The sequence below is a fragment of the Nocardioides pyridinolyticus genome (genome assembly GCF_054653575.1).
Genome location: NZ_BAAIFY010000001.1, coordinates 387594 through 401530 on the forward strand (window position 1 = coordinate 387594; position 13937 = coordinate 401530).

12 protein-coding genes are annotated in these 13937 nt (G+C 73.1%); all 12 read left to right on the forward strand.

The genetic code is table 11. The features are described from left to right. Window positions 1-42: 42 nt before the first annotated feature. The 12 genes from ACYQ0U_RS02010 to ACYQ0U_RS02065 all read left to right on the forward strand — a co-directional run bounded on the left by ACYQ0U_RS02010 (window position 43) and on the right by ACYQ0U_RS02065 (window position 13915). On the forward strand, window positions 43-249 hold the full coding sequence (locus ACYQ0U_RS02010; protein ID WP_459968814.1) for a hypothetical protein: 207 nt from the start codon (window positions 43-45) through the stop codon (window positions 247-249). Window positions 250-345: 96 nt separating this feature from the next. After that, window positions 346-1806, forward strand: a complete 1461-nt coding sequence (locus ACYQ0U_RS02015) for an LVIVD repeat-containing protein (protein ID WP_459968817.1) — start codon at window positions 346-348, stop codon at window positions 1804-1806. Window positions 1807-2071: 265 nt separating this feature from the next. After that, the gene (gene smc / locus ACYQ0U_RS02020) at window positions 2072-5635 is read left to right on the forward strand and encodes a chromosome segregation protein SMC (RefSeq protein ID WP_459968819.1); all 3564 of its coding nucleotides are present in this window, start codon (window positions 2072-2074) and stop codon (window positions 5633-5635) included. Further along, the gene (locus ACYQ0U_RS02025) at window positions 5632-6072 is read left to right on the forward strand and encodes an acyl-CoA thioesterase (protein WP_459968821.1); all 441 of its coding nucleotides are present in this window, start codon (window positions 5632-5634) and stop codon (window positions 6070-6072) included. Before smc ends, ACYQ0U_RS02025 begins: the two co-directional genes overlap by 4 nt. A gap of 60 nt (window positions 6073-6132) precedes the next feature. Continuing rightward, complete coding sequence (locus tag ACYQ0U_RS02030; protein ID WP_459968823.1) at window positions 6133-6321, forward strand: hypothetical protein; 189 nt, start codon at window positions 6133-6135, stop codon at window positions 6319-6321. Window positions 6322-6345: 24 nt separating this feature from the next. Then, window positions 6346-7503 carry a signal recognition particle-docking protein FtsY gene (gene ftsY, locus ACYQ0U_RS02035; protein WP_459968825.1) on the forward strand — a complete coding sequence of 386 codons (1158 nt, stop codon included), beginning with the start codon at window positions 6346-6348 and terminating at the stop codon, window positions 7501-7503. Between the two features lie 202 nt (window positions 7504-7705). Next, window positions 7706-8986, forward strand: coding sequence for an ammonium transporter (locus tag ACYQ0U_RS02040; protein WP_459968828.1), 1281 nt, complete (start codon window positions 7706-7708; stop codon window positions 8984-8986). Continuing rightward, on the forward strand, window positions 8983-9321 hold the full coding sequence (locus tag ACYQ0U_RS02045; RefSeq protein ID WP_459968830.1) for a P-II family nitrogen regulator: 339 nt from the start codon (window positions 8983-8985) through the stop codon (window positions 9319-9321). The genes ACYQ0U_RS02040 and ACYQ0U_RS02045 overlap by 4 nt, the downstream gene beginning before the upstream one ends. A gap of 59 nt (window positions 9322-9380) precedes the next feature. Continuing rightward, window positions 9381-9719: a P-II family nitrogen regulator gene (locus tag ACYQ0U_RS02050; protein WP_459968832.1), complete on the forward strand. Its 339-nt coding sequence runs from the start codon at window positions 9381-9383 to the stop codon at window positions 9717-9719. After that, window positions 9719-11950, forward strand: a complete 2232-nt coding sequence (locus ACYQ0U_RS02055) for a [protein-PII] uridylyltransferase (protein WP_459968872.1) — start codon at window positions 9719-9721, stop codon at window positions 11948-11950. Before ACYQ0U_RS02050 ends, ACYQ0U_RS02055 begins: the two co-directional genes overlap by 1 nt. 37 nt (window positions 11951-11987) lie before the next feature. Then, window positions 11988-13553, forward strand: coding sequence for a signal recognition particle protein (ffh, locus tag ACYQ0U_RS02060; RefSeq protein ID WP_459968834.1), 1566 nt, complete (start codon window positions 11988-11990; stop codon window positions 13551-13553). After that, a complete protein-coding gene (locus ACYQ0U_RS02065) occupies window positions 13550-13915 on the forward strand; it encodes an NYN domain-containing protein (protein WP_459968837.1) in 366 nt (121 codons plus the stop codon). The genes ffh and ACYQ0U_RS02065 overlap by 4 nt, the downstream gene beginning before the upstream one ends. The last annotated feature ends 22 nt before the right edge of the window (window positions 13916-13937 follow it).

Here is a 13937-nt window from a genome sequence, read left to right on the forward strand (position 1 = left end):
GGTCCCCGCGGGCCACGCCCCCTCGACCCGGAAGGCTCTTCCATGGCCAAGGCGCTGATCGGATACATGAACAGCGACCTGCGGACCCCGCACCACCTCGTAGCCGAGAACGCTCGGCTGCGTGCGCGCGTGGGCGAGCTCGAGGCGCTGGTCCTGCGCCTCAGCGAGGAGAACGACAGGCTGACCTCCGCGCAGGCTGCCGCCCTCCTCGACGAGGCTGCCTCTCTCCAGGAGATGCAGCCCGCCTGATCGTTGCCCGACGCGGTCGCGCCGAGCGCGGCCGGTCGGTTCCGGTGCGCCCCCATGGTGGGCGTGACGCCGGGCCCGGCGGCTCGTTGTCGCTGCATGGCCGTCCTCCGCACCCTCGCCGTCGCCGTCCTCGTGGTCGTGGGCCTCGCCGCGCCCGCCCACGCCGAGCGTGAGGACGGGCTGCTCAGCAGCGGCAACGTCGTCCACATCGGCGCCAACCCCACCCAGACCGGGATCTCCGGCTGCTTCCTGCGGACGGCGCCCTACTTCGTGACCAGCGGGCTCGACTCGATCCGCGTCTGGGACATCGAGGACGGCGTCCACCCGACGATGGTCGGCGTCCTGCCGAGCGGCCAGTTCGAGAACGAGGCGATGAACTGCGGCGAGCGCCGCACCGCCGACGGCGTGAAGCGGTTCGCGCTCATCGGCGTCGACCTGGTGCAGTCCTCGCCCGACGACATCCAGCACACCAACGTCGGCGGCGGGGAGCTGGTCGTGGTCGACGTCACCGACCCGACCGCGCCCCGAGTCCTCTCGCGGGCCACCGCGACCACCTCGACCCACACCGTCGCGTGCGTCGACGAGCGCAACTGCCGCTACGTCTACTCCGCCGGCGGTGACGGACACTTCTCGATCCTCGACCTCCGCGACCTCGAGCACCCGCGCGAGGTCGACGCCGACCGCTCGGAGCGCGGCGTGCAGCCGTTCCGCTCGCCGACGGCCGGCCACAAGTGGAACTTCGACGACGCCGGCATCGGCACCCACACCGGGTGGGGCGGCGCCTCGATGTGGGACACCTCGAAGCCGGCGAAGCCGCGGCTGATCACCACGACCGGCAAGGCCGGGCGGGGGACCGACCCGAAGCACGAGGGATGGAACGACTTCATCCTGCACAACTCCTACCGCCCGAACGCCGACGCGTTCCGCCCGGGCCGCCCGCCGTCGTACCGCAACGGCAACGTGCTGCTGGTGACCGAGGAGGACTACGAGCAGACCGACTGCGCGCTGGCCGGCTCCTTCCAGACCTGGTGGGTCAAGCGCCTCGACGGCACGAAGTCCGCGATCGTGCCGCTGGACAAGGTCGAGCTCGCGGACCTCGGGACGTTCCCGCTGCCGCAGGGCGGCTTCTGCTCGGCGCACTGGTTCGACGAGCGCGACGGCATCGTGGCCGTGGGCTACTACGGCGGCGGCACCCAGCTCGTCGACACGCGCAACCCGCGCCGCCTCGAGAGCTACGGGTACGCCCTGTGGCCGGGCTCGGAGGTCTGGGACGCGATGTGGCTGCCGGTCTACAACGACGCCGGCCGGCGTACCGAGGAGAAGAGCAACGTCTTCTACTCGATCGACCTGGTCCGCGGCCTCGACGTGTACGCCGTCGACGTGCCCGGCGACGGGACAGGCGCGCTCCCGTCGCCGTCCGTCGTGCCCCAGCGCTCGACGCTCGACCGGGCGGCCGACAGCGCCGTGCCCGCCGGCCTGCTGGGCGTCGCGCTCGCGGTCGCCGTCGGCCTGCGGCGCCGGGTGAATCGGGTGCCGGAGCGCCGCCCCGGGGGATAGCCCGCGACCTCGACGTTCGGTCACCAACCGCAGGTGGGACCGCTCCCATTCCGCGGTTGGTGACCAAACCACGGGCGTCGTCGACCCCGGGTCCGGCGCCCGCCCCGACGCGGCGATGCCGCGGATGCCACACACGGGGGGTCGGCCCGGGTATCGTGAGGCTCGCTGAGCTTCCCCTCAAGGCCTGCTGCGATGATGCTGCCTTCGTCCTCAGACGCGACATGAGTCAGACGAGACCGCCGACCGACGAGCTGGGAGCCGCACGTTGTACCTGAAGAGCCTGACCCTCAAGGGGTTCAAGTCCTTCGCCTCCTCGACCACGCTCCAGCTCGAGCCGGGCATCACCTGCATCGTGGGTCCCAACGGCTCCGGCAAGTCGAACGTCGTCGACGCGCTCGCCTGGGTCATGGGCGAGGCCAGCGCGAAGTCGCTGCGCGGCGGCAAGATGGACGACGTCATCTTCGCCGGCACCTCCGGCCGCCCGCCGCTGGGCCGCGCCGAGGTGCTCCTGACCATCGACAACGCCGACGGCGCGCTGCCGATCGAGTACGCCGAGGTCACGATCAGCCGCACGATGTTCCGCACCGGCGGCTCGGAGTACGCCATCAACGGCAACCCGTGCCGGCTGCTCGACGTGCAGGAGCTGCTGAGCGACTCCGGCATCGGTCGCGAGATGCACGTGATCGTCGGGCAGGGCCAGCTCGACACGATCCTGCACGCGACCCCGGAGGACCGCCGCGGCTTCATCGAGGAGGCCGCCGGCGTCCTCAAGCACCGCAAGCGCAAGGAGAAGGCGCTCCGCAAGCTCGACTCGACCGAGGGCAACCTGACCCGTCTCAACGACCTGCTGAGCGAGATCCGCCGCCAGCTCAAGCCGCTCGGCCGGCAGGCGGAGGTCGCGCGCCGGGCGCAGACGGTGCAGGCCGACGCCCGCGACGCGCGCGCCCGGCTGATGGCCGACGACCTGGTCACCGCCCGCACCTCGCTGCAGCAGGAGATGGCCGACGAGTCGATCCTGGTCGCGCGCCGCGAGCAGGTCGAGGCGCAGATGGCGCAGGCGCGCGAGGCCGAGGGGCGGCTCGAGGCCGCGCTCCGCGAGGACCTCCCGGCGCTGGCGCAGGCGCAGGAGACGTGGTTCCAGCTGTCCGGGCTGCGCGAGCGGCTCCGCGGCACCCAGTCGCTCGCCGCCGAGCGCGTCCGCAACGCCGCCACCACCACCGAAGCGGAGGAGCGCACCGGCCGCGACCCTGAGGCCCTGGAGGCCGAGGCCGCGCAGGTCCGCGAGCAGGAGCAGCGCATCGGCGCCGAGGTCGACCGCCACCGCACCGCGCTGGAGGAGGCGGTCGCCGCCCGACGTACGGCGGAGGACGCCGCTGCCGAGGAGGACCGCAAGGTCGCCAGCCTCCAGCGCGCCGCCGCCGACCGCCGCGAGGGCCTGGCCCGGCTGACCGGCCAGGTCAACGCGATGAAGTCCCGCGCCGCCGCCGCCGACGAGGAGGTCGGCCGCCTCACGCTCGCCCGCGAGGAGGCGAGCGCCCGCGCCGACCGCGCGCAGCGCGACTTCACCGCCCTGGAGACCAAGGTCGCCGGGCTGGACGCCGGCGAGGAGGGCCTCGACGCGGAGCACGAGGCCGCATCGGCCGCCCTCGACGACATCGAGGAGCGGCTGGCCAAGGCCCGCGACGAGGCGCTCCAGTCCGACCGCGACCGCACCGCGCTCGCGGCCCGCAAGGACGCCCTGGAGATGGGCCTCAACCGCAAGGACGGCGCCGGCGCGCTGCTGGCCGCCTCCGACGAGGTGTCCGGCCTGCTCGGCTCGGTCGCCGCGCTGCTCACCGTGCGCTCCGGCTTCGAGGCCGCGATCGCGCAGGCGCTCGGCGCCGCCGCCGACGCGGTCGCCGTGGCCGACGCCGACGCGGCGCTCCGCGCGATCGGCCACCTCAAGGGCGACGACCTCGGCCGCGCCGGGCTGCTTCTCGGAGGCGCAGCGCTCGGCGGTGGGCCCGCGACGCGGGACTGGCCGTCGCTCCCCGGCGGCGCGACGTACGCCGCCGACGTGGTCGAGTGCCCCGCGGAGCTCCGCCCCGCGCTCACCCGCCTGCTCGACCGGATCGCGGTCGTCGACGACCTCGACGCCGCCCGCGCGCTGGTCCGCGACCTGCCCGAGGTCACCGCGGTGACCCGCGAGGGCGACGTCCTCGGTGCGCACTTCGCCTCCGGCGGCTCGTCCAGCCAGCCCAGCCTGATCGAGGTCCAGGCCGCGGTCGACGAGGCCGCCGAGCAGCTCGCCGAGGCGATCGCCTCCTCCGAGCGCCTCGGCTTCGAGATGTCCCGCCTGGAGGCCGAGCGCCTCGAGGCGCAGAAGCGCGTCGACGTCGCGCTGGCCAAGCTGCACGAGTCCGACGCCACGCTCGCGGCGGTCGCCGAGGAGCTCGGCCAGTACGGCTCCCAGGCCCGCGCCGCGCGCGGCGAGGCGGAGCGCCTCGCCCAGGCGATCGCGAAGGCCGAGGAGGCGCGCGCCCAGGCCGTCGCCGGCCTCGCCGACATGGAGGCCCGGGTCGCCCAGGCCGAGGAGGCTCCCGAGGAGGAGCCCGACACCAGCGTGCGCGAGCGCCTGGTCGAGGAGGCCCGCGCGGCCCGCCAGGGCGAGATGGACGCCCGCCTCGCGCTGCGGACGTCGGAGGAGCGCGCGCGGGCGCTGCACGGCCGCGCCGACGCACTGGTGCGCGCCGCCAACGCCGAGCGCGAGGCCCGCGCCAAGGCCGCCGAGCGCCGCGAGCGGATGCGCCGCGAGGGCCGAGCGGCGGAGGCGGTCGGCCAGGCGGTCGGCTACGTCCTGGGCCGGCTCGAGGTCTCGATCGACCGCGCCGCGCAGGTCCGGGCCGCGGTCGAGCAGTCCCGGTCGGGCCGCGAGCAGGAGCTGCGCGACGTCCGCGCGGCGATGCGCGAGCTCGGCAAGGAGCACGACGAGCTGGTCAACTCCGTCCACCGCGACGAGATGGCCCGCACCCAGCAGAAGATGCGCATCGAGCAGCTGGAGGAGAAGGCGCTCGAGGAGCTCGGCATCGACCCCGAGGCCCTGATGGCCGAGTACGGCCCGGACCAGATGGTCCCGTTCACCGGCGAGGTGCCGGAGGGCGAGGAGGAGCCGGAGCCCACGCCGTTCGTCCGCGAGGAGCAGCAGAAGCGGCTGCGCACCGCCGAGCGCGCGCTGCGCGAGCTCGGCCGGGTCAACCCGCTGGCACTGGAGGAGTTCTCCGCGATGGAGGAGCGCCACCAGTTCCTCTCCGAGCAGCTCGAGGACCTGCGCAAGACCCGCAAGGACCTCCTCGACATCGTGCGCGAGGTCGACCAGCGCGTCGAGCAGGTCTTCACCGAGGCGTACGCCGACGTCGAGCGGGCCTTCGACCAGACCTTCGCGCGGCTGTTCCCGGGGGGTGAGGGCCGGCTGGTGCTCACCAACCCCGACGACATGCTCACCACCGGCGTCGAGGTCGAGGCCCGCCCGCCGGGCAAGAAGGTCAAGCGCCTCTCGCTGCTCTCCGGCGGTGAGCGCTCGCTGGTCGCCGTGGCGTTCCTGGTCGCGCTGTTCAAGGCCCGCCCCTCGCCGTTCTACATCCTCGACGAGGTCGAGGCGGCGCTCGACGACACCAACCTCGGCCGCCTGCTGGAGATCTACGAGGAGCTCCGCGAGAACTCCCAGCTGCTGGTGATCACCCACCAGAAGCGGACCATGGAGGTCGGCGACGCGCTCTACGGCGTCACCATGCGCGGCGACGGCGTCTCCGCGGTGATCAGCCAGCGGCTGCGCGAGGCCGAGCCGGCGTGAGCGCGGAGCGGCCCACCCGGGACCAGTACGTCTACTGGGAGCGGGTCACCACCCGTTGGGCGGACATCGACGTCTACGGCCACATGAACAACGCCCGCTACTTCGAGCTCATCGACACCGTGGTGAACAACCAGCTGGCGGTGGCGACCGGCACCGACATCCGCGCGCTCGACGCGATCGGGGTCGTGGCCGAGGTCGGCTGCCGCTACTTCGCCGAGATCGGCTACCCCGAGCCGGTCGACGTCGGCGTGGTCGCCGACAAGGTCGGCAGCTCCTCGGTGGTCTACCGGGTCGGGCTGTTCCAGGGCGATGGCGACCAGGCGGCGGCCGAGGGCCGTTTCGTGCACGTCTACGTCGACAACACCGACCCCGCCCGGCCGGTCACGCCGATGCCCGACGTGATCCGCGACGCAGTCACCCCGCTCCTGCGCGTCTGAGACGGCCGCTCACCGGGTATGTGACACGGTGAGGGAAGACATCGACTCGGGAGGCTCCACGTGCTGTTCGTCGTCATCTCCATGCTCGCGATCCTGGCGGTCGCCGGCCTGGTGGTCCTGTACGTCGCCTACCCGCACCGCGGCGAGGAGGTGCCGGCCGCGCCCTGGCTCGGCGAGGCGATGAGCAAGGCGGTCGACGCGGCCCCGCTGTTCGAGCCCGAGTACGAGGACTCCGACTCCCGGCGCTGAACCCCCTCTGATTGGATTCAGTCCATGGAGTGGCTCTACCTGATCATCAGCATCGCGGCTCTCGCGGTGCTGACCCTCGCCGGCTTCGTCGTCGCGCGCCGCCCGGGTCGCCGGGGGACCGGCGCCGACGTGATCGCGCCCCCGCCGCCGGTCGACGTGCTCGAGGCGCCGCCGGAGACCTCGGCGCCGGTCGAGGCCCCGGTCGAGGACTCCGCTGCTCCGGTCCTCGAGGAGCCGCTCCTCGAGAAGCCGGCCCTCGAGAAGCCGGAAGGCACCGCCTCCCGCCTGGTCCGGCTGCGCCAGCGGCTGGCCGGCTCGCAGGGCGGGCTCGGCCGCGGCCTGCTCGCGCTGCTCTCGCGCGACCGCCTCGACGAGGACACCTGGGAGTCCATCGAGGACACCCTGCTCACCGCCGACATCGGCGTCGCGCCGACCCAGCAGCTCGTCGAGAACCTGCGCACCCGCCTGCGCGTCGAGGGCGGCCCGACCGACGTCCGCGGCGTGCTCCGCGAGGAGCTGCTCGCCCTCGTCGACCCCGACATGGACCGCCGCCTCCAGGTGAGCGGCGCCGACGGCAAGCCGGGCGTCGTCCTCGTCGTCGGCGTGAACGGCTCCGGCAAGACCACCACCGTCGGCAAGATCTCCCGCATCCTCGTGGCCGAGGACCGCTCGGTCGTCCTCGGCGCCGCGGACACCTTCCGCGCCGCCGCCGTCGAGCAGCTCGCCACGTGGGGGGAGCGCGTCGGCGTCGACGTCGTGCGCGGCCCCGAGGGCACCGACCCCGCCAGCGTCGCCTTCGAGGCGGTCAAGGAGGGCGTCGACACGGGCGCCGACACCGTCATCGTCGACACCGCGGGCCGCCTCCAGAACAAGACCGGCCTCATGGACGAGCTCGGCAAGGTCAAGCGCGTCATCGAGAAACAGGCGCCCGTGACCGAGGTGCTGCTCGTGCTCGACGCCACCACGGGGCAGAACGGCCTCATCCAGGCGCGCGTGTTCAGCGAGGTCGTCGACGTCACCGGCATCGTGCTCACCAAGCTCGACGGCTCCGCCAAGGGCGGCATCGTCGTCCAGGTGCAGCGCGAGCTCGGCGTCCCCGTGAAGCTCGTCGGCCTCGGCGAGGGCGCCGACGACCTGGCGCCGTTCGACGCGGGTGCCTTCGTCGACGCGCTGCTCGGCTGAGCCGTGCGCTTGGCCGTAACACCGAAGTAACACGGCGGCCGGACTCGTTTCCTGACCGCAACACGGCGACGCGTGCGTCGAAACCTCCGCCGACGAGGGTCATGGTCAATGAGACGGCACCCGGCCCTCGACAGCGAAGTCCGCGCCGGCCCGTCCTCCGCATTGTGATCCTGGAGGTTCTGTGGACGGCTACTACGCCTTCATGCTGATTGCGACGGCGTTGGTCCTGATGATGACCGTGCCCGCGCTCGCGCTGTTCTACGGCGGCATGTCCCGATCGAAGTCCGTGCTCAACATGATGATGATGTCGTACATCGCCGCGGCGATCGTCGGCATCCTGTACGTCGCGGTCGGCTGGTCGATGGGCTTCGGCGGCGACGGCACGTTCTTCGCGAACCCGTTCGAGCTGTTCTGGCTCGACGGCGTCAGCACCGGTGACTACATCTTCGTGATGTTCCAGATGACCTTCGCGATCATCACCGTCGCGCTGATCAGCGGCGCGCTCGAGGGCCGGATGAAGTTCGCGGCCTGGGTCGCGTTCGTGCCGGTGTGGGCGCTCATCGTGTACTTCCCGATGGCCCACATGGTCTTCAGTTGCACCGACGACTCGCTCATCTGCGGCCGCATCGGCGCCCAGGACTACGCGGGCGGTACCGCGGTCCACATCAACGCCGGTGTCGCGGCCCTCGTCCTGGTCCTGCTGCTCGGCAAGCGGCTCGGCTGGCCCAAGGACAAGATGCGCCCGCACAACCTGACGCTCACCATGCTGGGCGCGGGTCTGCTGTGGCTCGGCTGGTACGGCTTCAACGTCGGCTCGATCGTCTTCGGCGACGACCCGGAGACCCAGTTCCCGCTGGAGACCGGCCGCACCTTCGCCAACACCACGCTGGCGACCATGGCGGCGATCCTCGGCTGGCTGATCATCGAGCGCCTCGTGCACAAGAAGGCCACCTCGCTGGGCGCGGCCTCCGGCATCGTCGCGGGCCTGGTCGCGATCACCCCGGCCGCCGGGGCGGTCGACATCCAGGGCGCGGTCGCGATCGGCGCCATCGCCGGTGCGGTCTGCGCCTGGGCGGTCGGCCTGAAGTTCAAGCTCGGCTACGACGACTCGCTCGACGTCGTGGGCGTCCACCTGGTCGGCGGCATCATCGGGACCGTGCTGATCGGTCTCTTCTCCACCTCCGAGGGTGCCGGCGGCGTCGACGGCCTGTTCTACGGCGGTGGCCTCGGGTCGCTGGGCGACCAGACGCTCGGCGTGCTCGTCGCGGTCGTCTACGTCGGCATCCTGACGACGATCATCGGCCTCGTGCTCAAGTACACGATCGGCCTGCGGATCGACGAGGACGCCGAGGTCGAGGGCATCGATCTCGCGGCCCACGGCGAGACGGCGTACGACCTGCACACCAGCAGCCTCGGCGGCGGTGGCAAGTCCGGCGTCCTGGCAGCCACCACCGCCCCTGCTTCGGAAGGAGCCAACGCATGAAGCTCGTGACTGCGGTGATCAAGCCGCACAAGTGGGAGGACGTCCGCGAGGCGCTGGAGACCTTCGGCGTGACCGGTATGACCGTCAGCGAGGTCAGCGGCTACGGCCGGCAGAAGGGCCACACCGAGGTCTACCGCGGCGCCGAGTACGACATCGCCCTGGTGCCGAAGATCCGGATCGAGATCGTGGTCGGCGACGACGACGCGGACGACGTCGTCGGGATCGTCGTGAAGACCGCGCAGACCGGTCGGATCGGCGACGGCAAGGTGTGGGTGAGCCCGGTCGACACCGTCGTCCGGGTCCGCACCGGCGACAAGGACGAAGCCGCGCTCTGACCCGCTCGTGGCCCGGCCTCCTCACGCAGGGGGCCGGGCCACGGCATGATGGGAGCCCCATGAAGCTCGTGACCGCGGTGATCAAGCCGCACCGCTGGGAGGAGACCCGGGCCGCCCTCGAGGCCGCCGGGATCTCCGGCATGACCGTCAGCGAGGTCAACGGCTACGGCCGGCAGAAGGGCCACAAGGAGGTCTACCGGGGTGCCGAGTACGACGTCACCCTGGTCCCGAAGCTGCGCCTGGAGATCGTCGTCGCCGACGAGGACGCCACCGCGGTGGTCGACGCCATCGTGCGCGCGGCCGGCGCCGGCCAGATCGGCGACGGCAAGGTCTGGGTGACCCCCGTGGACTCGGTCGTCCGGGTCCGCACCGGCGAACGCGACGAGGGAGCACTCTGATCAGCCCTGATCGGTCCGGGCGGACCGCCGCCGCCGACGCGCTCTGTGGGCGCGCCTACGAGGAGAGCGGCGGCCCGGAGTCCGGAGCCGCGCTGGTCGCGGTCGGCGGCTTCGGCCGGGGGGAGCTGGCGCCGTACTCCGACCTCGACGTCGTGCTCGTCTCCGACGAGGGCGTCGACGTCCAGGCGGTGGCGGAGAAGGTCTGGTACCCGCTCTGGGACTCCGGCGCGAAGCTCGACCACTCCGTCCGCACCATGCCGGAGATGGTCGCCGCCGCGGACGCCGACCTGAAGGTCACGCTCGGCCTGCTCGACGTCCGGCACCTCGCCGGGGACCCGGGCCTCACGCTGCGGCTGCGCACCGAGATGCTCGCGCACTGGCGGCGGGGGAGCCGGGAGCGGCTGCCGGCGCTGCGCGAGCTGGTGCGGGCCCGGCACGAGCTGGTGGGCGAGCTCGCCCACCTCTCCGTGCCGGACGTGAAGGAGGCCGAGGGCGGGCTGCGCGACGCGACGGTGCTCAAGGCGCTCGTCGCCACCTGGCTGGTCGACGTGCCCCACGTCGAGCTCGAGCGCGGCCGGCTCGCGCTGCTCGACGTCCGTGACGTGGTCCAGGAGGTCGCGGGGCGGGGCACCGACCGGATCGCGCCCGAGATGTGGAGCGACGTCGCCCACGGGCTCGGCCTCGAGGACGCCCGCGAGGCGCAGGTCCACGTGCGCGAGCTGGGCCGCCGGATCGCGCACCTCTCGCACCTGACCTGGCGGCGCGTCGACGCCGCGCTCGCCGAGCCGGCCCGGATCCGCGGCCCGCGCCGGCCGCGGCTCGACCCGGTCGCGCGGGGCATCGCGATCTCGGCGCGCGAGGTCGTGCTCGACGCCCGCGCCCGTCCCACCGAGGACCCGCTGCTGCTGCTCCGTGCCGCGGCCGAGGCGGCCGAGCGGGACGTCGTCCTCGCGCCCGCCACCGCCGCCCGCCTGGCCCGCGACGTCCCACCGCTCCCGACCCCGTGGCCGGCCGAGGCCCGCCAGCTGCTGGTGCGGCTGCTCGCCTCCGGTCGCGGCCTCCTCGGCGTCTGGGAGACACTGGAGGAGACCGGTGCCCTGCACGGCATCCTCCCCGAGTGGGAGCGGATCCGGTTGCTGCCGCACGCGTCGGCCATCCACCGCTTCACCGTCGACCGGCACGTCGTCGAGACCTGCGTCGAGGCGTCCGCGCTGATCCGGAACGTCGCCCGCCCCGACGTGCTCATGGTCGCTGCGCTCCTGCACGACATCGGCAAGGGCAGCCTGACCGAGCACAGCGTCGCGGGGGAGCCGATCGCCCGCGAGATCGCCGAGCGGCTGGGCTTCGCGCCCGACGCCGTCGACCTGGTCGCCCGGCTGGTGCGGTGGCACCTGCTGCTCGCCGAGACCGCGACCACGCGCGACCCCGACGACCCCGCCACCGTCGACCTGGTCGCCACCCGCCTCGGCTCCGTCGAGGCGCTCGACCTGCTGCTCGCGCTCACCGAGGCCGACGCCCGCGCCACCGCGCCCAAGGCCTGGTCCTCCTGGCGCGCCGGGCTCGTGCGCGACCTGGCCCGCCGCGCCCGGGCGACGCTCGGCTCCGGCGCCTCGCTCCCGCCGATCGTCACCGACGACGTCGCGATCCCCAAGGCCACCCGCCAGGGCGCCGCGTCGATCACCGTCGACCCGGCGGGCGACGGGACCCGGGTCACGGTCGTCGCCCCCGACCGGGTCGGCCTGCTCGCCGACATCGCCGCGACCTTCGGCCTCGCGCGGATCCCGGTCCGGGCGGCGCGCGCCTGGGCCCAGGACCAGTACTCCGTCTCGGTCTGGGAGGTGGGGGAGACCGGCCTCGACGCCGCCGTCCTGCGCCAGCGGTACGACGCCGTCGTGGACGGCCGCGTCGACGCGGCCCGGCGGCTGCGACCGGGCGACCGGGGCGCCGCGCTCGACCCGGCGGTCGTCGTCCGGCCCGAGGCGTCGGAGCAGGCGACCGTGCTGGAGGTGCGGACCGCCGACCGGCCCGGCGTGGTCTACCTCGTGTGCTCGGCGCTGGCCGCGCTCGACGTGGCGGTGCGCTCGGCGCACGTCGACACGCTCGGTCCGCAGGCGGTCGACGTGTTCTACCTCCAGGAGGCCTCGGCCGGCGTGCTCTCCGACCAGCGGGCGGCCGAGGCGGCCCACGCGGTGCGGGCCGCACTTTCGGGTCCGGCGACACCCCCCGGCTAGGCTGGGGCGTCACCCGAACCACACCCGAGGGACTCCTTTGTTCGCCACACTCTCCGACCGGCTCGCCGACACCTTCAAGAACCTCCGGGGCAAGGGTCGGCTCTCCGAGGCCGACATCGACGCCACCGCGCGCGAGATCCGGATCGCGCTGCTCGAGGCCGACGTCGCGCTGCCCGTGGTCAAGGAGTTCGTGGCCGCGGTCAAGGAGCGGGCGCGCGGCGAGGAGGTCAGCCAGGCGCTGAACCCCGCCCAGCAGGTCGTCAAGATCGTCAACGAGGAGCTCGTCAACATCCTCGGCGGCGAGACCCGCCGCCTGCGGTACGCCAAGACCGGACCGACCGTCATCATGCTCGCCGGCCTCCAGGGCACCGGCAAGACGACGCTGGCCGCCAAGCTGGCGCTGTGGCTCAAGGACCAGGGCCGCAGCCCGATGCTCGTCGCCGCCGACCTGCAGCGCCCCAACGCGGTCAACCAGCTCCAGGTGAACGGCGAGCGCGTCGGCGTCCCGGTCTTCGCCCCCGAGCCGGGCAACGGCGTCGGCGACCCCGTCTCGGTCGCGCGGGCGTCGATCGAGGAGGCCAAGCGGACGCTCCACGACACCGTCATCGTCGACACCGCGGGCCGCCTCGGCGTCGACGCCGAGATGATGAAGCAGGCCGCGGACATCCGCGACGCCGTGCAGCCCGACGAGGTGCTGTTCGTCGTCGACGCGATGATCGGCCAGGACGCGGTCACGACCGCGCAGGCGTTCCTCGACGGCGTCGGGTACGACGGCGTCGTCCTCACCAAGCTCGACGGCGACGCCCGCGGTGGCGCCGCGCTGTCGATCGCCTCGATCACCGGCAAGCCGGTGATGTTCGCCTCGAACGGCGAGAAGCTCACCGACTTCGACCTCTTCCACCCCGACCGGATGGCCTCGCGCATCCTCGACATGGGCGACGTGATGACGCTCATCGAGCAGGCCGAGAAGGCGTTCGACGCCGAGGAGGCCGCGAAGGCCGCCGCGAAGCTGACCGGGCAGGGCGGCGAGTTCACGCTCGACGACTTCCTCCAGCAGATGCAGCAGGTCCGCAAGCTCGGCTCGATGTCGAAGATCATGGGGATGCTGCCCGGGATGGGGCAGTTCCGCGACCAGCTCGAGAACTTCGACGACCGCGAGATCGACCGGATCCAGGCGATCATCCAGTCGATGACGCCGGCCGAGCGGGCCAACCCGAAGATGATCGACGGCTCGCGCCGCGCCCGCATCGCCCGGGGCTCGGGCCGCCAGGTCTCCGACGTCAACCAGCTCGTCGACCGGTTCTTCGAGGCCCGGAAGATGATGATGTCGCTCGCCAAGGGCGGCGGGATCCCGGGCATGCCCGGCATGCCGGGGATGGGCGGCAAGCGCGGCAAGGCCAAGGCCCAGCCGAAGAAGGGCAAGGGCGCGAAGCGCTCCGGCAACCCGGCTAAGGCGGCCCAGCAGGCGGCGGCCCAGAAGGAGAAGGTCGCCGGGGCGGCCGCGAACCCGTTCGGCAACCCGGGCGCCGACGAGCCGGTGGACTACGAGCAGGCTGCCGCCGCGCTCAACCTGCCGAAGGACTTCTCGAAGTACCTCAAGTGACCCAGGTCCTCGTCGTCGACGGCGCCAACGTCGTCGGCAGCCGCCCGGACGGCTGGTGGAAGGACCGCGCGGGTGCGGCGCGGCGGCTCCACGAGTCGCTGCTGGTCGCCGACCTGCCCTACGACGTCGTGCTGGTGCTCGAGGGCGCCGCGAAGGGCGGGGTGAAGGCGGGCCGCGACGGCCACGTCCGCACCGTCCACGCGGCGAGGGACGGCGACGCGACGATCGTCGAGCAGGCCCGGGCCGCCACGGAGTTGGGCGGGCGCGTGGTGGTCGTGACCGCCGACCGGATGCTCCAGGCCCGGGTCGGCGGCGTCGGCGCCCAGGCGCTGAGCCCGGGCTGGCTGCTCGACCAGCTCTAGGAGACTGCTGAACAAGGGGCGT

What these genes read in the sequence shown, in the direction of transcription:
- ACYQ0U_RS02010 (WP_459968814.1), top strand. Translation starts at nt 43, where the DNA reads ATGGCCAAGGCGCTGATCGGATACATGAACAGCGACCTGCGGACCCCG.
- ACYQ0U_RS02015 (WP_459968817.1), top strand. Translation starts at nt 346, where the DNA reads ATGGCCGTCCTCCGCACCCTCGCCGTCGCCGTCCTCGTGGTCGTGGGC.
- ftsY (WP_459968825.1), top strand. Translation starts at nt 6,346, where the DNA reads ATGGAGTGGCTCTACCTGATCATCAGCATCGCGGCTCTCGCGGTGCTG.
- ACYQ0U_RS02040 (WP_459968828.1), top strand. Translation starts at nt 7,706, where the DNA reads ATGCTGATTGCGACGGCGTTGGTCCTGATGATGACCGTGCCCGCGCTC.
- ACYQ0U_RS02045 (WP_459968830.1), top strand. Translation starts at nt 8,983, where the DNA reads ATGAAGCTCGTGACTGCGGTGATCAAGCCGCACAAGTGGGAGGACGTC.
- ACYQ0U_RS02050 (WP_459968832.1), top strand. Translation starts at nt 9,381, where the DNA reads ATGAAGCTCGTGACCGCGGTGATCAAGCCGCACCGCTGGGAGGAGACC.